Raw genomic sequence first — 25,610 nt, 5'->3', positions numbered from 1 at the left:
GAATGGCAGTAAATTTAGATTTTGAAAACAATCTATGGGAAATGGCAGATAAGTTAAGAGGAAATATAGAAAGTAGTGAGTATAAGCACATAATACTAGGACTTATATTCTTAAAATACATCTCTGATGCATTTGAAGAAAAATATGCAGAATTAGTAGAAGAAGGCGAAGGCTTTGAAGAAGATATAGATGCTTATGCTGAAGAAAGTATATTCTTCGTGCCACCAAGTGCAAGATGGGAAGTTATAAAGCAAAATGCAAAACAAAGTACAATAGGGCAAATAATCGATGATGCTATGATTGCTATTGAAAGAGAAAATGCTTCATTAAAAGGAGTACTACCTAAAAACTATGCAAGACCTGAAATTAGTAAACCAAAGCTTGGAGAACTTGTAGATTTATTTTCATTTGATTTAGGAAGCAAAGAATCAAGAGCACAAGATGTGCTAGGTCGTGTATATGAATATTTTTTAGGGAAATTTGGAAGTTCCGAAGGTGAATTTTATACTCCACCATCAATTGTAAAGCTGCTTGTAGGGATGATTGAACCATTTAAAGGTAGAGTATACGATCCATGCTGCGGATCAGGCGGAATGTTTGTACAATCTGGTAAATTCGTAGAAGAACATCAAGGAAGAAAAGATGATATTCACATATTCGGTCAGGAATTTACAGCTACTACATGGAGACTTTGTAAAATGAACCTTGCCATTCGTGGAATTGATGGTAATTTAGGTGAAAGAGATGCTGATACTTTTGGAAATGATCTTCATAAAAATCTAAGAGCAGATTATATCTTGGCAAATCCACCTTTCAATATTAGTGATTATACATTAATACAAGATGACGTACGTTGGAAATATGGTATTCCACCACAAAATAATGCTAACTATGCTTGGATAGAGCATATTATAAGCAAATTATCACCTAAAGGTGTTGCCGGTTTTGTATTAGCTAATGGTTCTATGAGCACTACAACAAAACAGGAAGCTGAAATAAGGAAAAATATTATAGAAGCAGGACTTGTAGATTGTATCGTAACTATGCCAAGTAACCTATTTTATACAGTAACTATACCAGTATGCTTGTGGTTTATTTCTAAGAAGAGAGAAAATAGAAAAGACAAAATTCTATTTATTGATGCTAGAAAAATGGGTACAATGGTTACTCGTAAACATAGAGAGTTATCCGATGAAGAAATTAAACAAATATATGATACTTACCACAATTGGCGTGATGAAAAAGATTATGAAGATGTTCAAGGTTTCTGTAAATCAGCTAGTCTTGAAGAAGTTAGAGGTCATGAATATATCTTGACACCTGGAAGATATGTAGGAATTGAAGAAGTAGAAGAAGATTCAGAACCGTTTGATGAAAAGATGACAAGGCTAACAGGTGACCTTGCTGAAATGTTTGCAAAATCTCATGATTTAGAAGATGAGATAAAGAAGCGATTTGGGGTGATTGGGTATGAGTTTTAGTGAATGGAAAGAGGTTGCGTTGGGTGAAGTAGCTAAAGTTACAAAACTGGCTGGATTTGAATTTACTAAACATATTGAATATGTTGAAGATGGAGAAATAATAGCTATTAGAGCATTGAACGTTAAAAATGGTACATTTGATTTATCTGATGTAAAGAGAATTAAGAAAGATGTATCTCAAGGTCTTACTAGATCTAAATTGTATAAAGATGATATCGTATTAACGTATACAGGCGCGAAATTTGGTGAAGTTGCAATAGTCAAGTATAATGATAAATTTCATTTAGCTCCTAATGTGGCTAAAGTTACTGTGGAAGAAGAATACAATGCATATTTTATATATAGTTTCTTAAGAAGTCAGAATTTTAGACAGCAACTAATAAATTATGCAGGAGGAAGTTCTCAACCTACTATTCCAATGATGGCAATTAGGCAATTGAAAGTGCCTGTTCCACCATTACAAGAACAGAAAGTCATTGCTGATACTTTATCATGCCTAGACAACAAAATAGAACTAAACAACCGTATCAACAAAACCCTCGAAGAAATGTCACAGGCTATTTTCAAAAGTTGGTTTGTGGATTTTGAACCATTTCAAGATGGGGAGTTTGAGGATAGTGAATTAGGAATAATACCTAAAGGATGGAAAATAAATTCACTCTATGATTTTGCCGGATATATTAATGGAGCTTCATTTAAAAAGGATGAGTACGCTACTAGTGGCTGTCCAATTATAAAAATCACAGAGCTAAAGAACGGAATAACAAGTTCTACAGAATATTTTTCTGGAACAAAAGATGAGAAATACTATATTAAAACAGGAGATATTTTATTTTCTTGGTCAGGAAATCCTCAAACTTCAATAGATACATTTATATGGGTTGGTGGAGATGCAATTCTAAATCAACATACTTTTAAAATCTCTATAAAAAATAATGATTATTGTTTTATATATTTATTATTGAAATTTTTCAAACCAGAGTTTACAAGAATCGCAAGTAGTAAACAAACAACAGGACTTGGACATATTACTGTTAGTGATTTAAAAAGGATTAAATTCCCATATAATGATAAGGTCGTTGACGAATTTTGTATTATATTAAACCCTGTAATAGAAATGTATGTGAAAAACTTGATCGAAAATGAAAAATTGAGAGAGATTCGTGATACACTACTTCCAAAACTGATGAGTGGTGAAATAAGAGGTCCAATAGAGGAGGTGCAATAAGATGGAAGAAAAACAAAAATATACTCTATATGCAATTGACGCTAATAGTTGTCCTGAAAATGATGAACCTATAATTGATAAACAATGTTCAGGTTGTAAGTTTTATAAAGGGTTTGAATTTTATAATGGGCAAAGATGCATTAAATGTTCAGCTTATCATGAGGGGGAAATGGTAAATGAAGAATAATTTTTGTGAATCACATTTAGAGGAAGCCACTCTTGAGTGGTTTAAGGAGCTAGGCTACGAAGTAGTCTTTGCTCCTGACATTGCACCAGAGGGAGAGTATGCGGAGCGTGAGGATTACAGTGATGTTATATTGTGTGAAAGATTAAAAGATGCTCTTTCAAGAATTAATCCTAAAATGCCTAGTGATGCTATTGAAGAGGCTTATCGAAAGATTTTGATACCTCAAAGTCCAAGTTTAATTATGAATAATAAGGCATTTCAAAAGATGATAACTGATGGAATTGATGTTACGGTAAAGCAGGAAGATGGTAGTTACAAGACTGAAAAAGTTTATGTGTTTGATTTTGAAAAGCCACTAAACAATGATTTCATGGTAGCAAATCAATTTACAATTATAGAACATGGCAAGGAAAAGAGACCAGATGTAATAGTATTTGTAAATGGTATTCCACTAGTGATTATAGAGCTTAAAAGCGCTAGTGATGAAAATGTAGATATAACGGATGCTTATAATCAGCTTCAAACCTACAAGATGACAATACCTTCCGTGTTTACTTATAACTCATTTATGGTAACTAGTGATGGAATTAATGCAAAAGCTGGTACTTTAACTTCTGATGAGGATAGGTTTATGTCCTGGCGTACTATTGATGATGGAGATGTTGCCCCAGTATCCATTCCACAGCTTGAAGTGTTAATTAAAGGTATGTTTCAACGTGATCGTTTCCTCGATATCATTAAGCAATTCATATTATTCCAAAGTGATGGTAAGCATACTTTTAAAATACTTGCAGGATATCATCAATACCATGCTGTAAATAAAGCAGTAGAGAGCACAAAACGTGCAACTACGGAAAATGGAGATAGAAGAATAGGTGTTGTATGGCATACTCAAGGAAGTGGAAAAAGCTTATCTATGGTTTTCTATGCTGCAAAGCTTATAATTAGCACAGAACTTGGAAATCCAACAATTGTAATTATTACAGATAGAAACGACCTTGATGACCAGCTTTTTGGTACATTCCTAAAATGTAAAGATATACTTAGAACTACACCAGTTCAAGCTACTGATAGAACAAATTTAAGAGACTTACTTAATAACCGTACTAGTGGAGGCATTATATTTACAACTATTCATAAATTTGCACCAGAAGATAAAAGTGAAGATGTAAAACCGCTTACAGAGCGTACGAATGTAATTGTTATGGCTGATGAAGCACATCGTAGCCAATATGGATTTGGTGCTGATATTGTAAAAGGTAATGATGGTGCTGATATAAAATATGGTTATGCAAAATATATGCGTGACAGCTTACCTAATGCATCTTATATAGGATTTACTGGTACACCAGTAGAATTAACTGATAAAAATACTCGTGCAGTATTTGGAGATTATATTGATGTTTATGATATGACTAGAGCAGTTGAGGATGGTACAACCGTTAAAATATTCTATGAAAGCAGAATTGCCAAACTTGAACTTCCGGAGGAAATGAAGCCTAAGGTTGATACTGAGTATGATGAAATTACAGAATATCAAGAAATAGGGCAAAAAGAAAAGCTAAAGAGTAAATGGGCAAGGCTTGAAGCAATTGTTGGAACAAAGCAAAGAGTTAAGTTAATTGCAAAAGATATTGTTGAACATTTTGAAAAGCGCCAGCAAGCTCAGGAAACTGAAGGCGGCAAAGGTATGATAGTTGCTATGAGTAGAAGAATTGCTATTAATTTATATAAAGAGATTATAGCAATTCGTCCAGATTGGCATAGTGATGACTTAATGGCTGGTAAAATTAAAATAGTAATGACAGGCAGCTCTTCAGATCCTGCTGATTGGCAGCCATTTATAGGTACAAAGGCAAATCGTGAAACACTTGCTAAACGTATGAAAGATAAAAATGATGAGTTACAATTGGTAATTGTACGTGATATGTGGCTTACAGGATTTGATGTGCCAAGCATGCACACAATGTATATTGATAAACCAATGAGTGGACACAACTTAATGCAAGCTATAGCAAGAGTAAATAGAGTATTTAAGGAGAAACAAGGTGGTCTTGTCGTTGATTATATTGGAATTGCTGAAAACTTAAAAGAAGCACTTTCTGAGTATACGGAAAGTGATAAAAAGACTACTGGAGTAGACACAGAGGTTGCATCTATTGTACTGCTTGAAAAACATGATCTTATAAAAGAGCTACTTCACGGGCATGATTATAGTAAATTCTTTACTGGTAAAGCAAGTGAAAGAATGCAAGCCATTGTAGAAACTATGGATTATATCATTGGTCTTAGAGAGGATAGGAAGAATGATTATATAAAGCTAGTAACAGAGCTTGCAAGAGCATATTCTCTATGTGCAACAACAGATATTGCAGAAAGGTTAAATGTGGAAGTTGGATTCCATAAGGCAGTAAAAGTAAGTATCGTAAAAATGATTACTGATGACAATAAAAAGAAAACTACAGCTCAGCTTGATAATGAATTAAATCAACTAATTTCAAAATCAATATCTTCAAATGAAGTAGTGGATATCTTAGGATCAGTAGGACTTAATAAGCCTAACATTGCTATTCTTTCAGACGAATTTCTTGAAGAAGTTAAGGGGATGAAACAAAAGAATTTAGCAGTAGAGTTACTTAATAGATTGTTAAAAGATAATATAAAATCTTTCTCTAAACGCAACCTTGTTCAGTCTAAGAAATTCTCTGAATTATTGGAAGCTTCAATTAGAAAGTATCAAAATAGAACCATTGAAACTACACAAGTTATTATGGAACTTATAGAACTTGCTAAAGAAATCACAGAAGCAGAAAACCGTGGTGAAGCTACAGGACTTACTCCTGATGAATTAGCATTTTATGATGCTTTATCAGATAATGAATCTGCACGTGAAATTATGGGTGAAGATATACTAAAGCAAATAGCAAGGGATTTAACTGTTTCAATAAAAAACAGCATAAGCGTAGATTGGGCAATTCGTGAAAGTGTGCAAGCTAAGATGAAGATGACTATTAAAAGGCTATTAAAAAAATATGGTTACCCACCAGATAAAACAACTAAAGCAGTAGATATTGTAATGGAGCAAACAAAACTTATGTGTTTTAATGAAGTTATTTATGCACCAAGTGCTGGGGATAACTTTTACGCTGATAAGATTGCAGAGGACTCAAGAGAGTATTAATGAATAATGTAGGCAGAGATGGTGGGAACATCTCTGCTTATATGAATATTGATGAAAAGTATGGAGGTATAGTATCGCTGATATAAAATTTGAAATTAAACGATCCATCGGTACTCTTTCAGAAGTATCAAAAGGTTGGAAGAAAGAATTAAATTTTATAAGTTGGAACGATAAAGAAGTAAAATATGATATTAGAGACTGGGATCCTGAACATTAGCAAGTTCAACCTTTCAGGTTTCACAAATACCCACTGAGGTGTAAAAGTTTCCAATTTCAGATTGAAAATAACACCTAAGATATTAGATAGAGTGAGTTATACATAGATGATTCAGTTAGGTTTACTTCCAATAATAATTCGGTTGCCACAGTTAATTATAAAAGAATAATTACAGGAGTTGCTCAAGGAGAAGCTGTAATTAGAAAATGTATAGTATATAAAATTTTTTATTAATATTGTTCTCAATAAAGGAATGGGTTAAAAATGGCTGAATAAATCAAAGAAAAGCTTTCACAAAAATTTGATGTGAATTTGTTTTTAAAGCTAATAGATAAGATGACAGTATTTGAATAGGAAAGGATTATTATAAGCTTGCTTGATGGGCCTTAGATAGAAGTTGTAATCGAATAATAAATTAAGAGACTGATTGTGGTAATTTTTAGCACGTTCAGTCTTTTTTTATTGAATATAAAGAAGAGGATAATGGCTATAATTAAAATAAAATATTATGTTGTATTTTAATTGTAAAAAGGAAGCGGTGTTTTAGGAAATGTTCAAGTTGGAGGAATATATTACTAAGAGAAAAAAGGAAGATAAAATTGATGAATTCGATTTTAAGAAACATTCAGAGAATATGGCAAGTATTATTAAGTATGTAACAGATTATTTTAATAATTATTTGAACTTAGAGGATTACGATTATGAAAAGATAAAAACAGAACAAACAATTGACAAGTTTAAGAGTGATATACAAAAAAGATATCCAGAAACATATGACTATATAATTTCATATTATTTAGATAATAAAAAACGATTGGATAAATATGTTGCTAAAGCTTATGAAGACATGAAAGATAGTGAGCTATTTTATAAAGAAGAGGATTATGATCAAGTTGCTGAGTATGTTATTGAGAAAAAATTAAATGTTACTATGAATGAAACATTATTCTATAAGTTATCTGTAATGGCACGAGAATATAGAAAAAATGAAAATGAATGTCCATCTATTTCAGAAATGAAAGAACTTGATAATGTACTAGTGGACTGGGTAAAGTATGTATTTAGAAAATATCATGTAAATTTATTGAATTATGCAAGCGAGGTTGCATATCACTACTACAAAACTTATGTGGTTATAGAATATGATAGAGATACAGATACTTTTTACCATATAAATAAGTATGATTATAGGTATCAAGAAAATCCATTTGATATTGATAATATTTATACTAGAAATGAGCATAGAGAGTTTATTAAGAATCATAAGGGTGAACTTGAAATGCTGATAATGTATTGCTGGCTAAATGATGATATAAAAGATTTAGATTATTGGTCAGAATATGTTCAGCTTTCTATTGATTCAAATAGAGTAAAGTTATCAAAAAGAAAGCGTGTGTTTATACCAGTTCAGATTTCTAATATTAATTATCCATCTGAAATAATAACTGCAGGTAAATATATTGAAACAGTTAATGGATTAATTGAGAAAGACCCAGGACAAAACTATATATTAAGGATATCTTATGGAAAAAATAATGATGAAATATGGAAAGATAAAAAGTCATTAGAATCTATAATTAAAAATTTACAAAGTAGCTTTAAGCGATATGGAGCTCCTAGTCTTATAGAATTTCAATCTCCATATAAAACAGTAGGGTATAGTAAGGAAAATTTTTTTAATAGTTACCAAGGATTTGAGAAAGGTTTACTTAAATTTACTAAGACTAAAATAGCCATAATAAATGGAAATATTAAAGGAAGTAAAGGAAAAGAATTTTTATTTTCATCTATAGATGACATTGTTATGTTATATAATACCTGTAAACAATTGAACCTAAGATTAAAATTATCGGTGGATTTTACTGATAGTAATAGAAAAAATATTTTGAAGGAGAAGATGGAAGAGACAATTAACGCTTTATCTTCAATAAGAAGTTTTATTGTTGGAATTCATCTTAATAATATTGATTCATGGAGTAATTATAGGAGAATATTTGATGAAGATAATAATCATACATATATGAATATTTATGAATATCCAACAGTATCAACTTTTATGCGTGGGTTAGCTACTATTGTACAGGACAGCAAAGTAAGATATTTAATTCCGGAGAAGGTTAAAGATGAAGAGAAACTTGAAGGATTAATAGATATACTATATCGTGCTGGCTTTTGTTTTGAAAAAAGTGGTAGTATTGGTGAAAAGTAGTGAAATAGATATATATGATGAAACTGAATTTCACTCATGGGTTAAAAAGATTAATGTCACTTTAGCTGGAAAAAATTATTGCAATATGATTGAAGAACATAATCGTGAGATGGAAAACAGAAAAAATATCAATAAAAATGCGTACTTAGATAATCTACCTTTTGGAGTAAGGTTGAGGATGAAAGGGGAAATTTTTCCTAGCCTAAATGGAAGAAAAACAGTTGTATTGAGTATAGACACTTCAGAAAAGATAAGAGGTAAAGCTTATAAATTTATGAGTACTTTTATAAATTGTATATCTAAAATTGGTGGCAGAGTATATGTTGACAAAACGGAAGATAGTGATAATACGATGTTTACGTTGTTAGAAAGTAGATATAAATGTAGTTTATATGAAAAGCAAGTTAAGTTAAGAGATAAGATAAAAACAGAAAACAGAAAAATGAGTCCTTTATACGAGTTGGAATATAGTGGTGATTTGTATTTTGAAGTTTTTGGTGAAAAGAAAGATAAAAATATAAAGGATAATTGGGAATTATTACAGGCCATAGAGATTTATAAGTCAGATATTTTAGAGAGTAAATTAGTAGATTTGCTTTATAAATTAAGAGATGATGCAATATCTAAAAAAATTATCATAGATCAAGAAATGGTGAAGCAGCAAGAAGAGAGAAAAAAAGAAATTAAAAAATGGGAAGAAGATAAGATACGTGAAGAACAAGCTCGTATAGAAAAAGAAAAATTGATAAATAAACAGAAAATGCAAGAAAATATAAAAATTCATATGGATAAATGGGAATATATTAATAAAGTTTTAATGTATATTAATGATTTGCGTTCTATGTCAGGTGTAAGCGACAATGAAAGAAAGCTAATTTTATATTATTGTGATTATGTTGAAAAAATCTATAGTAAATCAGAATTTTACAAAGAAATTTTAGAGTTTTCACAAGAATTAGAGACGTAAAGGTAGGAATAGAAATGAAAATAATAATTGAAGATACTAATCTAGTTGATAAAGAGTTAGATAATAAAATTCGTGAAAAATTAAAAGATAAAGTTCAAGAACTTGATAAGAGCAAAAAATATACAATGAATCTAGAATTTTGTGAAGATTTGATTAGATGTGAGTTTGAAATAGATTCATATGAAATACCGGAAGAGGCCTTGCCACCATATCAAAGGGGAAAAGAATTAAAGGGTGAAGAGAAAATGTACGAATTATTAGACTATCGAGTTGATTCTGCTAAAAATATAGTTAAGGAATATGGAATAAAACTAGGAAGCTGTAATATTAAAGGAACACCATTCATGGAATTAAATAAAATAGAGTTATGTTTTGAGGAAGAAGATGCTCAGTTAGATTATAGTAGTAAACGAAAAAAAGAAAATAAAATCACAGTTAATATGGTAATGCCAAGTCTTTCAGGATTTATTGAAAATATCAAGAAGGTTTCTGAGTATATTGAAAAGAAAATAGAAACTGAATTAGAGAATGCATTTGATGATAAAAAAGATTATGATAAATATAAATCACTTGTTGATAAATTTGAGTTATATAATATATTAACCGATTTTAAAAAAGAATATGGTGATAGGTGGATGTATTCTAGAGAGTATAAATCGGAGGTGAAAGAGAAGTTTATAAAGACAATAGAAATTAAAGCTGGAATTGTTTCTGATGATATATTAAAAGAGAGTATTTTGAAACCACTTGAGTTTAAGATGGTATTAATATATGAAATACCTGTTTATAAAATGAATAAGAAAAATAGCAGAGTACATAAGTATATTGGCCATATTAGATTATTAACAAATGGAAGAATAATTAATGTTAAGTATCGACCAAATAGTAAATCATATGTAATTCCTGATGAAATTTTTGAACAGTGTTTTGTTAGTGTAACCTCCAAGGAAGATAATAGAAAACTTTTAAAAATGATCGAATATCTTATTAATAAAGTTGATGAAAATTGCCAGAGCTTTGGTTATAAACTTGAAAAAGAAATAATTTATAATATATTAGTATATATGGATCTAAAGAGTGTTTTAAAGAAAGCTAGAGAAGCATGATGAAGAACATATCAAGTTAAACCTTTCAGGTTTCACAAATACCCCTGGGGTATAAAAGTTTCCAGAGAAAAAACTCAAAGTGCAGTGGACTGGACAAACAAAGAAGATGTTTAGGAAAATATAAGAGCAACGGTAAAAAGATTATTAAAAAGAAATGGTGCAAAGGATGTGGAAGATTTAGAGAATATAAAATTAATGTAATTCATTGTAAGAGATATAATAAATTATGGAGGTGACGACATGGCGGATATAAAATATGAAATTAAAGAAACTATAGGAGTACTTTCAGAATCATCTAAAGGATGGAAAAAAGAACTAAACCTAATAAGCTGGAATGACAAAACTCCTAAGTTCGATATTAGAGATTGGGATCCTGAGCATAAGAAGATGGGTAAGGGAGTAACTTTAACAAATGAAGAATTAAAAAAGTTAAAAGATATTTTAAATAATATGGAGTTATAGATATAGTAGACAAATGTATTTAAGTACTTTAACGTAGTTTTATATGTAGGAAATCAGCAGAAGATTACTGTCAAGAAAATTGTTAGGATTTTAGTTTCAAAAGATTAGTAATATATAAGTAGTATTATAAAAAACAGTATATTATTTTATATAAGAACATTTCTAGGTTAGAGTAAGACTTAGAGATGTTTTTTTATTATTAGCAAGTATTTTATCACAGGAAAAATATAAAACTCCCTAACCTGACATTATTGCTAAGTTCAAATTAGAAAGTTAAAGTTTAGATTGAGGAGCCACTGCGATAGCAGTTTAGTACAATAGGTTAATATGGCTATGAAGGTGGCAAGAGGGTAGGAATAATTACCTTGAGTGAAAAACAACTTAAAATATTTTTTAAATGTCATATTGAACATTATTTATTAATAGTATATTATTAATAATGAATATTAATTAATTTTAAATATTTCTTGATTATAACTGACATAGATTAAATAATAAATTTTTGAGGGGATGAAAATATATGGTTAAAAAGCTATATTATACTGCATTTACTTATTTAGTGTTAGGACTTGCTGTAGGAGTATTTTATAGGGAATTTACTAAGATGAATGGATTTAATGGCTATACAACCTTAAGATTTACTCATAGTCATATATTAGTTCTAGGATTTTTATTCTTTATGATACTTTCCATACTTGCTTCAATATCAAAATTTGAATATTTAAAAGGGTTTAATGCTTGGTATTGGACATATAATATAGGGCTTATATTTGTTATTGTAACCTTTATATGGAGAGGAATTCTTCAAGTAAAGGGCTTAAATTTCAATGGATTAAATCACATCGCAGGCTTGGGCCATACTATAGTAGGAATTTCTTTGATATGGTTTATGATTATATTTAAAAGAATTTTACAAGAAAAGGTAGCAGCTACCGAGAACAAATGTCATTAAGTTAAGGATAAGTAAAATGAGAAATAATTAATCTGGAAATTTCAAAACACCCCAATAATTGATTTGGATACCTTTTTACTAGGTATATCTTATAAATTATTGGGGCGTTTTAATCGAGATATAAGTATAGTCTCTTAAGAAACTATTACAGAAACAGGCAATAATAGAACTTAGAAAATATTAATGTAGCTAGAAAAATTGGGACACTAACAAATAGTGCCATTAGCAAGTTCAACCTTTCAGATTTCACAAATGCCCCTTGAGTGTAAAAATACCCCTGGGGTGTAGAAATTTAATGATTGAGCATTATAAAAAGATACATACCAGAAAAAGAGCTTTTAAGGCAGAATTTGAATTGTTGAATGAGTAATAGAAAGGAGCAGAAGATGAAAAATAATATAGGTGCAATAAAAAATAAGATTGCTACAGTACGTCTTCATTTAGAATTGAAAGACGATTATCTGTCGGATTATCAGAAAAGAATGCTGAGAAGATATGGAGAATCTACTAGTGGTGAGTCCATAACTAGAGATATCCTTATACCTTCAGATATGCCATTGCATAACCTTCATTATACAATTCAAAAACTATTTGGATGGCAGAATTCACACCTGCGTAGTTTTTATTTACCAGAGGATATATATAATAAATTGACCGGTAGTACTGTTAAGGGCTGGTCTGATTTAATAGGTATGCTATTCCAACCACCATCTGAAACAGAAGATGATATTTTCTGGGATGATGATTATCAGAAAGGAAGTATCACTACATGGCTAAAGAAGAAATACACAGGTCCATATATATATGGCGGAACTATGGAGCATCCAGAAATAGCGAAGCAAGATATACAGGAGTTCCTAGACCATTTTGAGATGGTGGAGGTTAAGGAATCATTCGGAGACTATATGGAACGAGCAAAACAAGATAAGAATGCTAAAATAAGAATAATACGAAGAGCACCGTTAATTGAGCTGACTCTTGAAGAGATGAATTCATCCCTTATTATTGATGGTGGCACTGAAAGCTTGCTAGAACGATTAGAAGTAAATGAAGTTATTGCAGCTCAAGGTGAAGATATTGCTTCGAAAGGGCTATTTCCTGTAACAAAGGAACTTTTTTATAATTATGACTTTGGAGACAATTGGATAGTTAAAATAACTAAGCACGAAAATTGTGATGACCTACTGAAACAAAACATTATTGGCGAGTATGAGCTTGAAAAAGCAGAAGATACTGTATTGATTAAGCATAAACCAGTTTGTATTAATAAAGATGGCATATCTGTACTTGATGATGTTGGTGGATTAAGTGGATTTGCTGATTTCTTAGGGATTATTTATGAAGGAGAAGATAAGGAAGAAAGGGCTAGTACTCGTGCATGGGCACAGAGTTTTGGCTGGAATACTAGAAAAGTCTCCAATAAAATGATGTTGTAGTTATGAACTGTTTTCATAGTAAAAGGAGGAAGTTAAAATGGACAAATATAATATAATAGACTGGAAGTAAGAAAGTCACGATGGTTTTAGAGTAAGGAGAATTGTTAAAGGAACATTAAGAGGATGGGCTAAGACAAAAAATCTTTGTTTTTGCAATTTGTAAATTTAGTATATAATTCAAATCTTATAATCGCATATAGTACTATTGTAATTGTTCGCAAGTACGAATATAATAAAAGTAATAAGTTTATAATTAAGATATTAATTATGTAAAGCAAGTTTTAAAGTGTCGGAGGATTTACTATGGATTATATTTCTGTAAAGCAAGCAGCAGAGAAATGGGGAATATCCGAAAGGCGTGTTCAAGTTTTATGTGGAAAAGGTAGAGTTAAGGGCGTTTTCAAATTAGGGAACTCTTGGGCAATTCCTAAAGATGCGGAAAAACCTTTTGATGCAAGGAAAAAGGATAACACTTAAAGTAAAATATAGGTATAGTATATAAACGGAGGTGTTTAAGAATGAGCATTGATAACATACGCCTAAAAAACATTACAGTTTTCGAGGAACTAAAAATGGATTTTTCAAAAGGGATTAATGTTATTATAGGAGAGAATGGAACAGGTAAAACAACTTTACTAAAGATGATATATGCTGCGTGTGAGTGGAGTAATGAGACTACAGATAAAGATAGAGCTAAAAATATCTTTAGCTATTTTAATTATGGGAAAAAAGATATAAATTTATTAAAAAGCTATGAGAGAAAAGATGATTATTCAGTTTTTGAAGCAATAAGTGAAAATACTAAATTTGAACTTAGTTTGTCACATGATGGTATATTTAGCTTAGATAAATGGCTGGAGTTAGGTATAAAATCAATTTTTATACCTACAACTGAGATGTTATCACATTCTAAGGGTTTTTTAGCTATGAATCAAAAATATACAATGCCATTTGATGCAACACAGATTGATATTATAGTAAATGCAGAGCTTCCAGAAACAAGAGAAGTATCAGAGTTAAATCAAAAATTATTAGATGTAATTTCAAAAGTAATCGATGGAGAAGTGATTTACGAAAATGATACTTTTTATGTGGTTAAAAATAATGGAATGAAGGTAGAATTTTCTTTTGAAGCAGAAGGACTAAGGAAGTTTGGGCTTCTATGGAAATTAATTAGAAATGGCTTAATAGAAAAAGATACAATACTGTTATGGGATGAACCAGAAGCAAATATCAATCCAGAATTAATGCCAGTGCTTATTGAGGTGTTATTAGAGCTGCAAAGAAACGGTGTTCAAATATTTATTGCAACGCATAGTTATAATCTTGCAAAATATTTTGAAATAAAAAGAGCAGAAAAAGATAGTGTATTATTCCATAATTTATATAGAGAGAAAAAAACTTCGCAAAGAAAAGATACTGATGAAGAAAAAATATTAGGTTTCTTTGAAAATAGAGGTGTTAAGGCTCAAAGTAGTGAGTATTTCGGAAAATTAACCAATAATCCAATAATTGTAGCAGATACTAAACTGTTTGATGAAGTTATTGACAAGACTTTTTAGGAGAATTTTATGATAAATAGAGTATTGTTAGATGAAAATAAACAGTATTGGTTTGATTTTTCAAAAGTAGAGTCAGTATGGGAAATACATGATATTAGTAATAAAATTACTTTGAGTGATGTGGATTTCATTGCTAAAACAGATAAAGAAATACTATTTATAGAGTATAAAAATGCTAACATCAGAGATGCAAGCAAACCTAATGAGTTATATGAAAGTTTAAAAAGTGATAGAAAAATGAATCAACTTGTTAAAAAATATTACGATAGTTTATTAGTGTTTTGGGCTTTTCATAATAAAAGTGAATTACCAATAAGGTATATTTTCTTAGTAGAGGGACCACTTATAGATGCAGATTTTAGAAGAAGAATAAAACTTAATTTAATGAATAGATTACCATTTAAGTTAGATAATAAAGATGATACGAAAAAGTTTATTTCATCACTTGAAGTATATGATTTAGAGGAATTTAAAAATAATATACCTAATATTGTTATTAAACCAGTGGTTGAAGTGGAGAAATAGAAGTAGCAAGTTCAACCTTTCAGGTTTCAGAAATACCACTGGGGTATAAAAATTTCCATAGTAAGCTCGTTCCACTGAGTTACCAGCAAGAACCCCCGGGGTTGTAAACATAGGAGTGATGTTATGAAAAGAGATGAAATAATTATGTTAGCAGAGGAATTGCTTAAGAGTGTTCCGGATATAAAGAAAGATATAAGGTTCATAGACGTTGATATGCTATAGATATTTTGGTAAGTTAAACTACAAGGTTATTGAAACAATGGTGGGATATTCAACAAAAACAATACAAAGAGAAATTGAAAAGAGTAAACTGGCAATGGTTGGAATTATGTTCGGATTTGAAGATGAATTCTTTAGGGCATTATTAGAGGAATAGAAAGTATCTACGAAATGTGGGTACTTTTTTATTATTTAGAAGGATTAAAAAAATCTTATGTAGAAGATATATTGTGTTAATGTTTTTAAGAATATTTATAGAAAATTTGACAATATATATTATAATAATAATTAGTATAACTAATGAGGAGGATAATTTTATTATGTATGATAGTGATATTAGATCGTTTCTATATAAAGATTTTACAAAAGAACCAATGTATATAAATGACATTAGCACTATCGTTGTTCCTGAAATGAATTTATTTAATGGGTATGTTAGAATAGATATTGCTGTAATTAATGGATTATTTCATGGATATGAAATAAAGAGTGATATGGACACTTTGCAAAGATTACCAAGGCAATCTGAATATTATAGTAAGGTTTTTGACGAAATGATACTAATAACAACTGAAAAATATATAAATGAGGTAGAAAAAATAATACCTTCATGGTGGGGAATTAAATACTGTGACAAAAATGGTGAATTAAAAATTAAAAGAAACGGACAGTACAATAGTAATGTAGATTCATATTCAAGGTTAACACTTTTATGGAAAGAGGAACTTATAGAGTTACTTTCTAGGTATAGTGATAAAAAATATAAGAGCAAAACAAAGATTGCTCTTATAGATATAATTTTAAAGGAAGTGCCTAAGGATGTGATAATAGACTATACAAGAGAAATTATCAAACTTAGGACTGATTGGAGAGCTGTTTCAATATTGCAGTTATGTGATGAACTGTAGAGATTGTAACCCAATCTTTATTTCCTCCGGGTTTGTTCTTTTCTATAGCTTTTTCATGTATTAATTTGTCGCCATATGAAAAATCTTTTCCATAGAAGAAACTGGAATTGATTATATTATCACACATATCAAATATTGAAACGGTATAAACGCTGCACATGGAGACGGTAGTAAAGCTGCAAAGGAAACACAGTTAGAACCTTCATATAACTGGGATTAAACAATGGTGAAAATAGTATATGCCTCTTAATATGGGGTCAGAAAACAGGGAGAAAAATTTAATATATTTATTAAAGTTCTTGAGATATTTGTTTATACTCAAGAACTTTTGCTTTAAAATTATAATAGTAAAATTAATAGAAGGGATGGTATTTAGATGAATAAGAAATTTATAATTGAACAATGTAAAAGACTTGATGCTATACATAGAGAAGAGAATGAAGAATTAAAACAGGAAAATGACCCAAATTGTAAATGGATACTTATTCATAATGAAGGACATAAAGAGTTAATTGATAGATTTGAAAAATTTCTTGAACATACAAGTACTGATGATAAAAGAATTGCTAAAAAGTGGTTAAGAAAAAATATTAAAAAGTCTAATGATATTATTAAAAGCTTAGATGAAAAATATAATAGGTTTGCTAATGATGAAATTATGAATGAAGAGGATGAAAAAATTTATAAGTTAAATGACGGAATTTGCTGTATTGCTTATGCTTTAATTAATATTATTGACAGAAGAAGATATATAAGCAAATTAAAATAGCTTTGTTTTGCTAATACAAAACAATAGGATGTTAAGTTGTAGATTAAGAATGGGGGATAGGAGAACTGTAAAATGAGTAATTTAAATAATTTAGTAAATATGTTTACAAATGATATTGCGGAATTAGTAACTGATTCTTTAAAAGATGAAAGAATAGAAACTATTTTAAATACTGATGGAAGATTAAAGGGGGCCAGTGAGTGTTGCAAAAAAGGTTCATTCATATATTTTTTGTATGATAAGAATAATGAAATAATCTATATTGGTGAGTCTGGGCAAACCATAAAGAACAGATTGTATACAGATGGTAGTGGATCTCATTGTAATAAAGAATGGTTTAATGAAGTAAAAAGCCTAAAGTACTATAAAAATAATGAAATGGATTTTAATAGCAGAAAGTTAATAGAAAGAGCATTAATAAAGAAGTATAATCCTAAATATAATGATGGGAAACTTAAGAAAGAAAAATAAATTAGAACTAATATATTAAAATAGCAGTGTATGTTATGCTATGAGTAAAATTATTATCTAAATAACCACTACAAATATTTAATGTAAGAAATAGATGAAAATTGACTCTATCACATACTCTTTCAGGAGAGGTTCTGCGTTTATAGTGGAGTTTCCATTCATTTAAACCTGTTTGTCAAATGCAAAGTGTTCTTTTTAGTTTTTCTTCGCAAATAATATAAGTATCCACTTTTTTCTGCGCTGTACATGGTGACATGAAAATGTAGGGAAGTTCCAACATCGAAATAGAGTTAATATATTATGTTGGAATATTTATGCGTTTTGTTATCAAGCATTCATATAAAGATTTAAACGAACTATTTAAAAATGCAAAAACAAAAGAAGAACAAGATTTTTATATTGCTTTATCTGATATAATATTACAAAAGGAACAAGAAAGAGTAATAGATAAAAATTAATAGATACTTAATACTATATTGGAGTGGAAACATTTTATAATAAAGCTGGCTTAGTATATTGATAATAAGCTAGTAGAAACTTATTAAATAAATTGTTAGATAAAGGTTTACTTAAAAAGGTAGAGGCATCTAAAACCGATCTACATCAATATTATATTTTTGGTATGCATTTAAAGGAGCTAGCAGAAAGTGAAGAAGAAAAGAAAGCAATCAGATAAGGATATTTATGATATGGATAATCAAGAAAGTGATGAATATTTTTATTTTATAGTAGGATATACATCTAATGGAGCTCCCTACGGTATAACATGGGAACAAGCGGTAGAAGATGGATTGATAGACCGTAAAGAATTAGATGATGATGAAGAATTACCCTTTTAGTAAGGGAAAGTGAGGGCTTATAGATGAATATAAATAAATTTGAAAATCATATCAATAAAACTATTTTAGATAGAGGATACGATTACTATATTGATGGTAAAATAGTTGAAACTTACAGCCGGTGAGATAACGAATATATTTTTCAAGTCCAAGGAAGTGAGGACTACGAGGTTGCAGTAAAGATAGATAACCAGGGAGAAATTATTTATTCAGAATGTGATTGCCCCTATGAGTAAGATATGATGCCTATAAAAAGCTTTCCTTAAAAGAAGAACAGAAAAGATTAGCAAAGGAGCTTCTCTTTAATGGGAATTTTGAGTATTACAAAGAACTTAGAGAATTAACGACAGGGGACAAGACAGCATTATATAATAACCTAAAGCAAGAACTTAAAAAGGATAAGGGTTGGTATGGCGTTTAGTTATAATAAGCTTTGGAAACTGCTCATTGATAAAAATATGAATAAAGTGGCTTTAAGATATGATTTAAAGATTGTTTATATAATGTTATGATAAGGAAGATGATAATGGTTTATTTAAATGTTTTTACATTTCCAAATGATGATATGGAATTTGATTTTTTAATAGAGGAAAAAAGAACCTGCTATGACTCCTTTTATCCGTTTAAGATATTATCAAGACATGGTTTTGAAAGAATTGATTTTGAGCCAGTCACCATTTTATATGGTGGAAATGGTTCGGGAAAATCAACGGCATTAAATGTGATAGCAGAAAAAACAGGAATCAATCGAGATTCTATCTATAATAAATCTAATTTCTATTCCGACTATGTGAATATGTGTGAGATGCAGCTTGAAGATGATATTCCTAAAAATAGCAGAATAATAACAAGTGATGATGTATTTGATTATATGTTGAATATCCGTAATCTTAATGAAGGAATTGATCAAAAGCGGGAAAGACTTTTTGAAGAATATTTGGATGCAAAATATTCTCATTTCCAAATGAAGTCTATAGCAGATTACGAGCAACTAAAAAAAGTAAATATTGCTAGAAGTAAAACGCAGTCACGGTTTGTGAGAAATAAGTTAATGGATAATGTTAGGGAATATTCAAATGGGGAGAGTGCATTCCGATATTTTATTGAAAAAATTGATGAAAATGGACTATATATATTGGATGAGCCTGAAAACAGTCTTTCTCCAAAGCGCCAGATGGAATTAGTGAAATTTATTGAGGACTCTGCACGATTTTTAGGGTGTCAATTTATTATATCAACACATTCGCCGTTTCTGCTTGCTATGCGTGGAGCAAAAATATATGATCTTGATGAAAATCCAGTTGATGTGAAAATTTGGACAGAATTAGAAAATGTGCGCACATATTATGAATTTTTCAAAAGATATGAAAACGAGTTTTGTTGAAAATTATCTTTACCATTTTAATATGTAGAGATAGGATTTTTATTCAAACTAAATTAGATAAAAATAGCATATGTTTCTTGATATCAGGTTAGAAAACAGGTATAAAATATTGGCGATACAGAGTCCTTGAGTGCAGGTGATGCATTTGAGGACCTTTTTTATCTATGAAAAATGGATATAATATAACACTATCAATTGGAATTTCCTATGCTATAATATCTATGTAACCTACAGCGGAGGGGGGGTTGTGAGATGGATAAGCAGTATAAGAAATATCTTTGTATACTAGTAACTACACAAATATTAATTTGTGCAATTGTTGCATCTATTCTTATATTTTTGTCAAAAAATCTTTATTTCCATAATAATGATGTTCTACGGATGGTAGCAATTAAGGATACAGAAGAGGGTATGCGTGAAATGGTAGATAACACCATTATTCGTATTGATTCTAAGAGGAAGAATGCAATTAAAGAAATAGAAAGTATTATGGATCTAGCATCAGAGTCTCTATCTACCATTGATGAAGGTACAATGTATATTACTGCACAAAACATGATGAATAACATAAATCAAATGGAGTATGGCAAGCCAATTAAGCTGATTATTCATAATATTCTAAAGGGAAAAGTTACTTTGTTTTTAAATGGACAAGTTGTTGATATTACGGATCAGTACAAGGTACAAAAAAGCAAATTTATGAAAAATTCTAGCCTTCATCGAACAGTTAAGGTTGGTGATTCTACACTGTATTTATTTGCAGAAGAAGCAGATATTGATAGAATAGCGAAGAATTATATTTATAAGGAAATCCATAGCTCTGTATATAAAGAAAATGAATATATCTGGGTAAATGAGATTTTAGATTATGCCGGTGGAGATGATTATGCAATTCGAGTGATACATCCAAATCTTAAGGATACTGAAGGGAGCTACCTATCTACCAACACACAAGATATTAAAGGCAACTTACCATACTTAAAAGAACTAAACGGTATAAAACAAAAGGGAGAAATTATCCATTCATATTATTTTAAAAATAAAGTTAACGATGAAATAACGCAAAAGATATCATATGCAAAATTGTATAAACCATTTAACTGGATTATTGCAACGGGAAAGCCTTTAAATGATATTTTTGTTTATATAAATGAGTTGAAAGATTATAATACACGAGTTGTTAACAACACAATGATAATTTGCTTAATCTTCATGATTATTATATTTTTAATTGGTATAGTAATCATCATAAAAGTTCATGGGAAATATCGTAAAAATATTGATACATATGTTAAAACGGAAACGGAACTTGATCCATTGACTTGTGCATTCAGTCGAAAAGCAGCTGAGACCATATTGTCGGAGCGTTTTGAGTTATCAAAACATAGTATTTCTTCCTCATTATTAATGATGTTGGATATTGATAATTTTAAAAAAATCAATGACACCTTTGGGCATGATGTAGGGGATCTTGTTTTAAAGAAAGTATCTCAAGCTATTTTAGATAATATTAGAGAAGCTGATCGGCTATTCCGTTGGGGTGGAGAAGAGTTTGTTGTATTATGTAATAATGTTGATAAGGCTAGTCAATATCAAGTTGGACAAAAGATATTGGAATGTGTAAATGCCATAGTGTTTGAAAGCAACGAAGAATGCTTTAGCGTATCTATTTCAATTGGTAGTTCTTATTTTCATGAAGGAGATGATGATTACATGCAGGCTTTAAAGAGAGCAGACGTAGCACTATATCATTCAAAAAATACAGGAAAGAATAAATATACCAACTCCGAGGAGCTTTGAGCAAGATCAGTTCATACATGTCCTTCACAATGACCCCAGAGGTGTATAATTTTAAAACAAAAAGAAACACTAAGATTATCTTTGCGCTAATCTTAGTGTTTTTTTACGAGAATTGATAGAAAATTCACATGGATTGCAAGTGGTTAGAATAATTTAAATAGTTTATAAAATTTTTTGCATGCCTATTTAGGCAAATAAGCCATCTTATACGAAATAAAGCATGTTATTTTATTAACAATTATGGAAATATTATGACAATGTGATATAATACATGTATGATGGTAAGACCAAAGTTTAAATATATAATGGTTTTATAAAAAATAGTTTAATAATGTAAATATTATAATAATATAAAATGTGAGGGAGAGGGAAAGTATGCAGATTCTTGTATGTGTAAAACAGGTTCCAGATGATTCTATTGAAATCCATTTAGATAAGGATAAGAAAAAACCTAATTTGAATGGAGTCAGTTTAGTAGCAAATGCATTTGATACATATGCATTGGAGTTAGCAGTTCGTTTTATGGAAGCTCATGGAGGAAATGTTAGTGTATTAACTGTTGGAGCAGATGATTCTTTAAACACATTAAAAAATTGTCTTGCTGTAGGGGCTAAAGAAGCTTTTTTTGTAAAAGATGAACTATATGCAAATTTAGACGCTCTTGGAACAGCCGATGTTTTAGTAGATGCTATTCACAAGATTGAAAAAGATAAAGGTGAAAAATTTGATTTAATTCTTTGTGGAAAGGAATCCACAGATGAAATTACTGGTCAAGTAGGAGCAATGCTTGCTGAAAAATTGGGAACAGGGTTTGTTAGTAGCGCAACTGAAATCGATTTAAAAGATGATGCAATGGAAGTTCACCAAGAAACTGATGAAGGATATAATATAGTTTCTATAGAATCTCCAGCTGTAGTAACAGTAAGTAAACCAGATTATGATCCACGTTATCCTACTATTAAAACTAAGATGGCAAGCCGTAAGGCAGTCATTCCGACTTATTCAGCAGCAGAAATTGGAGAGGTAAAACAAGCAAAAGTACGTTGCATTGAATATGTTGAACCTCCTAAGAAAGAGGCTGGTATCAAAATTCAAGAGAAAGATGCTACATTAGCAATAAGCGCTGCTATGGAGCAAATGAAAAAAGATAAGGCAATCTAAGTCAGAGGAGTTTCATTTTGAGGAGGGTAAAGTATGAAAGCGTTATTGTTTATTGAAACATATGGAGAAAAAGCATTAGGCGGAAGCCTTGAATTGATTAGTGCAGTAAAAGCATTAGATGCAGAAGGAACGGCCCTTGTAGTAGGTAACAAGGCTGTTGCAGATACAGTAGCTGCTTTAGGAATTCCAGTTATTTTTACAGATACTGCTACAGACTGTGATACTTTAACAGAAGTATTATCACAAACTGTTAAGGAACAAAATCCAGAGATTATTCTATTAGCCAATACATCATTAGCTAAAGATATTGCACCACGTATTGCAGGACGTATGAATTTAGGATGTGTAAGTGACGTAACAGGAATGAGTATAACTGATGGTAAAGTTATGTACACTAGACCAGCTTACGGCGGTACAATTTTAGAACATATTGAAGTAGAAGGTACAGCCGTAGTTACAGTTAGAAATGGAAGTTTTTCAAAGCCAGAGGCTGGTTCAAATGCAGGTGTTACAGAGAAAAAAGTAGAAATTCCAGCTAGTGCTATTAAGGCAAAAATTGTTGATACAGTAAAAGAGATTTCTGAATCTGTTAATTTAGAAGAAGCACAAGTTATTGTTTCCGGTGGACGTGGAATGGGAAATGCAGAAAATTTCAAACTTGTTGAAGAATTAGCACGAGTACTTGGTGGTGTAGTAGGTGCAACAAGACCGGCAATTGAAGATGGATGGATTTCTCGTGCACACCAAGTTGGACAATCAGGAAAGATTGTAGCACCAAAACTTTATATTGCATGTGGTGTTTCTGGAGCAACACAACATACATCTGGAATGTTAGGTTCTAGTTATGTTGTGGCAATTAATAAAGATGAAGATGCTCCAATTTTTGAAATCGCAGATATAGCTATTGTTGGAAATGCAACTGAAGTTCTTCCAGTTATGATTGAAGAAATGAAGAAAGCAAAATCAGAGTAGATATCTTCCTATCCCCTTTAGGTTAGGAATGAAAATAAAATTACATGTAATTATGTTTTGTGTATAAGTATAATGCTCTATTAATTAGAGCATTATACAATAAAAAATTGGAAAGGAATGATTATCATGTCAGAGTATAATCAATTGACAGAAGAATTAATCTCAAAATTACAGGAGGCAGCTCCAGGACATATTTTAACGGGTGATGATATCAATGAAGATTATTCTCATGATGAAATGCCTATTTATGGAAAGATGGCTCCACAAGTTGTATTTATGGCACACTCTACAGAAGAAGTTGCTGCAGTATTAAAAATATGTAATGAAAATAAGATACCAGTAACTCCAAGAGGAGCAGGTACAGGACTTGTAGGAGGAGCAGTTCCGCTTTTAGGAGGAGTTTTAATTGATATTACAAAGATGAATAAAATACTTTCTTATGACTTAGAAAATTTTGTTGTTCATGTGGAGGCAGGTGTTTTGTTAAACGATCTTGCAGAGGATTGTGCAAAACAAGGATTATTATATGCTCCAGATCCTGGCGAAAAGTTCGCTTGCTTAGGTGGAAACGTTTCAACAAATGCTGGTGGAATGAGAGCTGTTAAATATGGTGCAACACGTGATTATGTACGTGCAATGACAGTTGTTCTTCCAACAGGAGAAATTACTCACTTTGGAGCTACAGTATCAAAAACAAGTTCAGGTTATAGCCTTTTAGATTTGATGATTGGTTCAGAAGGTACCCTTGGAATTATTACAGAACTTACTTTGAAAGTTATGCCAGCACCAAAGGTAGTTGCAAGTTTAATTATTCCTTTTGAAAATTTAAATGATTGTATTTCTACTGTTCCTAAATTAAAAATGGGAAACATAAATCCACAAGCATTGGAATTTATGGAAAGAGAAATTGTTCTTTCTAGTGAAAGATATATTGGAAAGAGCGTATTCCCACAAGTAATTGATGGAACAACTGCAAATGCTTATTTGCTTGTTACTATAGATGCAGGTAGTGAAGATGAATTAAATAACCTTATTGAACAAGCTAGTGAAATAGTATTAGAAGAAGGAGCAATTGATGTTCTTGTAGCTGATACACCTGCAAAGATGAAAGATGCATGGGCAGCTCGTTCAAGCTTCTTAGAGGCAATTATGGCAGAAACAAAATTATTAGATGAATGTGATGTGGTAGTTCCTGTAAATAAAATTGCTTCTTATCTTGAATTTGTAAATAAAGCTGGAGAAGAGTGTGGACTTAATATTAGGAGTTTTGGACATGCGGGAGATGGAAATCTTCATATATATCAATGCAGTAATGATTTAGAAGAATCAGAATTTAAAGCAAGAGTTGATAAGTTCTTCGATATTATTTACCCAGAAGCAACAAAATGTGGCGGACTTGTTTCAGGCGAACATGGAATTGGTAGTGGAAAAATTCGCTATTTAGTAGATAGTGTTGGAGAAATAAATATGAACTTAATGAAAGGCATTAAAAAAGTGTTTGATCCGAATTCTATTATGAATCCAGGTAAAGTATGTTGCCAATTAGATAGTAACAACTAATAAAATAAAATTGA

The 25,610-nt window shown here is 30.5% G+C and carries 26 protein-coding genes and 1 pseudogene; 26 read left to right on the top strand and 1 reads right to left on the bottom strand.

The window, feature by feature from the left end; all coding sequences use genetic code 11:
- Window positions 1-2: 2 nt before the first annotated feature.
- The 17 genes and pseudogenes from ACWW38_RS01880 to ACWW38_RS01800 all read left to right on the top strand — a co-directional run bounded on the left by ACWW38_RS01880 (window position 3) and on the right by ACWW38_RS01800 (window position 16,640).
- The gene (locus ACWW38_RS01880; RefSeq protein WP_456259136.1) at window positions 3-1,481 is read left to right on the top strand and encodes an N-6 DNA methylase; all 1,479 of its coding nucleotides are present in this window, start codon (window positions 3-5) and stop codon (window positions 1,479-1,481) included.
- The gene (locus ACWW38_RS01875; RefSeq protein WP_456259135.1) at window positions 1,471-2,709 is read left to right on the top strand and encodes a restriction endonuclease subunit S; all 1,239 of its coding nucleotides are present in this window, start codon (window positions 1,471-1,473) and stop codon (window positions 2,707-2,709) included. Before ACWW38_RS01880 ends, ACWW38_RS01875 begins: the two co-directional genes overlap by 11 nt.
- 1 nt (window position 2,710) lies before the next feature.
- The gene (locus ACWW38_RS01870) at window positions 2,711-2,896 is read left to right on the top strand and encodes a hypothetical protein (protein ID WP_456259134.1); all 186 of its coding nucleotides are present in this window, start codon (window positions 2,711-2,713) and stop codon (window positions 2,894-2,896) included.
- Entirely contained in the window at window positions 2,886-6,077 is a 3,192-nt protein-coding gene (locus ACWW38_RS01865; protein ID WP_456259133.1) for a type I restriction endonuclease subunit R, read from the top strand. Before ACWW38_RS01870 ends, ACWW38_RS01865 begins: the two co-directional genes overlap by 11 nt.
- Before the next feature lie 73 nt (window positions 6,078-6,150).
- Window positions 6,151-6,291 (top strand): annotated as a pseudogene (locus ACWW38_RS01860) (YdbC family protein); the annotation flags it as partial.
- A 105-nt stretch (window positions 6,292-6,396) separates the two neighbouring features.
- On the top strand, window positions 6,397-6,528 hold the full coding sequence (locus ACWW38_RS01855; protein WP_456260392.1) for an Ig-like domain-containing protein: 132 nt from the start codon (window positions 6,397-6,399) through the stop codon (window positions 6,526-6,528).
- A gap of 316 nt (window positions 6,529-6,844) precedes the next feature.
- Complete coding sequence (locus ACWW38_RS01850) at window positions 6,845-8,503, top strand: hypothetical protein (protein ID WP_456259132.1); 1,659 nt, start codon at window positions 6,845-6,847, stop codon at window positions 8,501-8,503.
- Complete coding sequence (locus ACWW38_RS01845; RefSeq protein ID WP_456259131.1) at window positions 8,493-9,470, top strand: hypothetical protein; 978 nt, start codon at window positions 8,493-8,495, stop codon at window positions 9,468-9,470. Before ACWW38_RS01850 ends, ACWW38_RS01845 begins: the two co-directional genes overlap by 11 nt.
- A 14-nt stretch (window positions 9,471-9,484) precedes the next feature.
- Complete coding sequence (locus ACWW38_RS01840; RefSeq protein ID WP_456259130.1) at window positions 9,485-10,576, top strand: hypothetical protein; 1,092 nt, start codon at window positions 9,485-9,487, stop codon at window positions 10,574-10,576.
- Window positions 10,577-10,816: 240 nt separating this feature from the next.
- Window positions 10,817-11,038, top strand: a complete 222-nt coding sequence (locus tag ACWW38_RS01835; protein ID WP_456259129.1) for a YdbC family protein — start codon at window positions 10,817-10,819, stop codon at window positions 11,036-11,038.
- A gap of 520 nt (window positions 11,039-11,558) precedes the next feature.
- The gene (locus ACWW38_RS01830) at window positions 11,559-11,990 is read left to right on the top strand and encodes a DUF2871 domain-containing protein (protein WP_456259128.1); all 432 of its coding nucleotides are present in this window, start codon (window positions 11,559-11,561) and stop codon (window positions 11,988-11,990) included.
- Between the two features lie 386 nt (window positions 11,991-12,376).
- Complete coding sequence (locus ACWW38_RS01825; RefSeq protein WP_456259127.1) at window positions 12,377-13,426, top strand: IS1096 element passenger TnpR family protein; 1,050 nt, start codon at window positions 12,377-12,379, stop codon at window positions 13,424-13,426.
- Window positions 13,427-13,729: 303 nt separating this feature from the next.
- The gene (locus ACWW38_RS01820; RefSeq protein ID WP_456259126.1) at window positions 13,730-13,903 is read left to right on the top strand and encodes a helix-turn-helix domain-containing protein; all 174 of its coding nucleotides are present in this window, start codon (window positions 13,730-13,732) and stop codon (window positions 13,901-13,903) included.
- A gap of 41 nt (window positions 13,904-13,944) precedes the next feature.
- On the top strand, window positions 13,945-14,988 hold the full coding sequence (locus tag ACWW38_RS01815) for an AAA family ATPase (RefSeq protein WP_456259125.1): 1,044 nt from the start codon (window positions 13,945-13,947) through the stop codon (window positions 14,986-14,988).
- Window positions 14,989-14,997: 9 nt separating this feature from the next.
- Window positions 14,998-15,513, top strand: coding sequence for a hypothetical protein (locus ACWW38_RS01810; protein ID WP_456259124.1), 516 nt, complete (start codon window positions 14,998-15,000; stop codon window positions 15,511-15,513).
- Between the two features lie 208 nt (window positions 15,514-15,721).
- The gene (locus ACWW38_RS01805) at window positions 15,722-15,889 is read left to right on the top strand and encodes a hypothetical protein (RefSeq protein ID WP_456259123.1); all 168 of its coding nucleotides are present in this window, start codon (window positions 15,722-15,724) and stop codon (window positions 15,887-15,889) included.
- Window positions 15,890-16,052: 163 nt separating this feature from the next.
- A complete protein-coding gene (locus tag ACWW38_RS01800) occupies window positions 16,053-16,640 on the top strand; it encodes a sce7726 family protein (RefSeq protein ID WP_456259122.1) in 588 nt (195 codons plus the stop codon).
- Here the strand turns inward: ACWW38_RS01800 and ACWW38_RS01795 are convergent.
- Window positions 16,588-16,767, bottom strand: a complete 180-nt coding sequence (locus ACWW38_RS01795; protein ID WP_456260391.1) for a beta family protein — start codon at window positions 16,765-16,767, stop codon at window positions 16,588-16,590. The genes ACWW38_RS01800 and ACWW38_RS01795 overlap by 53 nt on opposite strands.
- 249 nt (window positions 16,768-17,016) lie before the next feature.
- Here ACWW38_RS01795 and ACWW38_RS01790 point away from each other — a divergent pair, with 249 nt between their 5' ends.
- From ACWW38_RS01790 to ACWW38_RS01750, 9 genes are all read left to right on the top strand, one after another.
- Entirely contained in the window at window positions 17,017-17,409 is a 393-nt protein-coding gene (locus ACWW38_RS01790) for a transporter (RefSeq protein ID WP_456259121.1), read from the top strand.
- A 72-nt stretch (window positions 17,410-17,481) separates the two neighbouring features.
- Window positions 17,482-17,880: a GIY-YIG nuclease family protein gene (locus ACWW38_RS01785; protein ID WP_456259120.1), complete on the top strand. Its 399-nt coding sequence runs from the start codon at window positions 17,482-17,484 to the stop codon at window positions 17,878-17,880.
- Between the two features lie 314 nt (window positions 17,881-18,194).
- Window positions 18,195-18,338 (top strand): hypothetical protein, encoded by a 144-nt coding sequence (locus ACWW38_RS01780; RefSeq protein ID WP_456259119.1) that lies wholly within the window; start codon window positions 18,195-18,197, stop codon window positions 18,336-18,338.
- 189 nt (window positions 18,339-18,527) lie between these two features.
- Window positions 18,528-18,719, top strand: a complete 192-nt coding sequence (locus ACWW38_RS01775; protein ID WP_456259118.1) for a hypothetical protein — start codon at window positions 18,528-18,530, stop codon at window positions 18,717-18,719.
- A 526-nt stretch (window positions 18,720-19,245) separates the two neighbouring features.
- Window positions 19,246-20,103, top strand: coding sequence for an AAA family ATPase (locus ACWW38_RS01770; protein WP_456259117.1), 858 nt, complete (start codon window positions 19,246-19,248; stop codon window positions 20,101-20,103).
- A gap of 252 nt (window positions 20,104-20,355) precedes the next feature.
- Window positions 20,356-21,903: a diguanylate cyclase gene (locus ACWW38_RS01765; protein WP_456259116.1), complete on the top strand. Its 1,548-nt coding sequence runs from the start codon at window positions 20,356-20,358 to the stop codon at window positions 21,901-21,903.
- 375 nt (window positions 21,904-22,278) lie between these two features.
- Complete coding sequence (locus ACWW38_RS01760) at window positions 22,279-23,064, top strand: electron transfer flavoprotein subunit beta/FixA family protein (RefSeq protein ID WP_456259115.1); 786 nt, start codon at window positions 22,279-22,281, stop codon at window positions 23,062-23,064.
- 33 nt (window positions 23,065-23,097) lie between these two features.
- Window positions 23,098-24,036: an electron transfer flavoprotein subunit alpha/FixB family protein gene (locus ACWW38_RS01755; RefSeq protein ID WP_456259114.1), complete on the top strand. Its 939-nt coding sequence runs from the start codon at window positions 23,098-23,100 to the stop codon at window positions 24,034-24,036.
- A 126-nt stretch (window positions 24,037-24,162) separates the two neighbouring features.
- Window positions 24,163-25,596, top strand: coding sequence for an FAD-binding oxidoreductase (locus ACWW38_RS01750; RefSeq protein WP_456259113.1), 1,434 nt, complete (start codon window positions 24,163-24,165; stop codon window positions 25,594-25,596).
- The last annotated feature ends 14 nt before the right edge of the window (window positions 25,597-25,610 follow it).

This window comes from Clostridium sp. JNZ J1-5 (genome assembly GCF_053901425.1).
The sequence above is the reverse complement of the archived record's forward strand: the minus strand, read 5'-3'. Positions and strand labels throughout refer to the sequence as shown.

Excerpts from the sequence above, each read along its gene's own strand:
- ACWW38_RS01880 (WP_456259136.1), top strand. The coding sequence starts at position 3 with ATGGCAGTAAATTTAGATTTTGAAAACAATCTATGGGAAATGGCAGAT.
- ACWW38_RS01875 (WP_456259135.1), top strand. The coding sequence starts at position 1,471 with ATGAGTTTTAGTGAATGGAAAGAGGTTGCGTTGGGTGAAGTAGCTAAA.
- ACWW38_RS01870 (WP_456259134.1), top strand. The coding sequence starts at position 2,711 with ATGGAAGAAAAACAAAAATATACTCTATATGCAATTGACGCTAATAGT.
- ACWW38_RS01865 (WP_456259133.1), top strand. The coding sequence starts at position 2,886 with ATGAAGAATAATTTTTGTGAATCACATTTAGAGGAAGCCACTCTTGAG.
- ACWW38_RS01850 (WP_456259132.1), top strand. The coding sequence starts at position 6,845 with ATGTTCAAGTTGGAGGAATATATTACTAAGAGAAAAAAGGAAGATAAA.
- ACWW38_RS01840 (WP_456259130.1), top strand. The coding sequence starts at position 9,485 with ATGAAAATAATAATTGAAGATACTAATCTAGTTGATAAAGAGTTAGAT.
- ACWW38_RS01835 (WP_456259129.1), top strand. The coding sequence starts at position 10,817 with ATGGCGGATATAAAATATGAAATTAAAGAAACTATAGGAGTACTTTCA.
- ACWW38_RS01830 (WP_456259128.1), top strand. The coding sequence starts at position 11,559 with ATGGTTAAAAAGCTATATTATACTGCATTTACTTATTTAGTGTTAGGA.
- ACWW38_RS01825 (WP_456259127.1), top strand. The coding sequence starts at position 12,377 with ATGAAAAATAATATAGGTGCAATAAAAAATAAGATTGCTACAGTACGT.
- ACWW38_RS01820 (WP_456259126.1), top strand. The coding sequence starts at position 13,730 with ATGGATTATATTTCTGTAAAGCAAGCAGCAGAGAAATGGGGAATATCC.
- ACWW38_RS01815 (WP_456259125.1), top strand. The coding sequence starts at position 13,945 with ATGAGCATTGATAACATACGCCTAAAAAACATTACAGTTTTCGAGGAA.
- ACWW38_RS01810 (WP_456259124.1), top strand. The coding sequence starts at position 14,998 with ATGATAAATAGAGTATTGTTAGATGAAAATAAACAGTATTGGTTTGAT.
- ACWW38_RS01800 (WP_456259122.1), top strand. The coding sequence starts at position 16,053 with ATGTATGATAGTGATATTAGATCGTTTCTATATAAAGATTTTACAAAA.
- ACWW38_RS01795 (WP_456260391.1), bottom strand. The coding sequence starts at position 16,767 with ATGTGTGATAATATAATCAATTCCAGTTTCTTCTATGGAAAAGATTTT.
- ACWW38_RS01790 (WP_456259121.1), top strand. The coding sequence starts at position 17,017 with ATGAATAAGAAATTTATAATTGAACAATGTAAAAGACTTGATGCTATA.
- ACWW38_RS01785 (WP_456259120.1), top strand. The coding sequence starts at position 17,482 with ATGAGTAATTTAAATAATTTAGTAAATATGTTTACAAATGATATTGCG.
- ACWW38_RS01780 (WP_456259119.1), top strand. The coding sequence starts at position 18,195 with ATGCGTTTTGTTATCAAGCATTCATATAAAGATTTAAACGAACTATTT.
- ACWW38_RS01770 (WP_456259117.1), top strand. The coding sequence starts at position 19,246 with ATGGTTTATTTAAATGTTTTTACATTTCCAAATGATGATATGGAATTT.
- ACWW38_RS01765 (WP_456259116.1), top strand. The coding sequence starts at position 20,356 with ATGGATAAGCAGTATAAGAAATATCTTTGTATACTAGTAACTACACAA.
- ACWW38_RS01760 (WP_456259115.1), top strand. The coding sequence starts at position 22,279 with ATGCAGATTCTTGTATGTGTAAAACAGGTTCCAGATGATTCTATTGAA.
- ACWW38_RS01755 (WP_456259114.1), top strand. The coding sequence starts at position 23,098 with ATGAAAGCGTTATTGTTTATTGAAACATATGGAGAAAAAGCATTAGGC.
- ACWW38_RS01750 (WP_456259113.1), top strand. The coding sequence starts at position 24,163 with ATGTCAGAGTATAATCAATTGACAGAAGAATTAATCTCAAAATTACAG.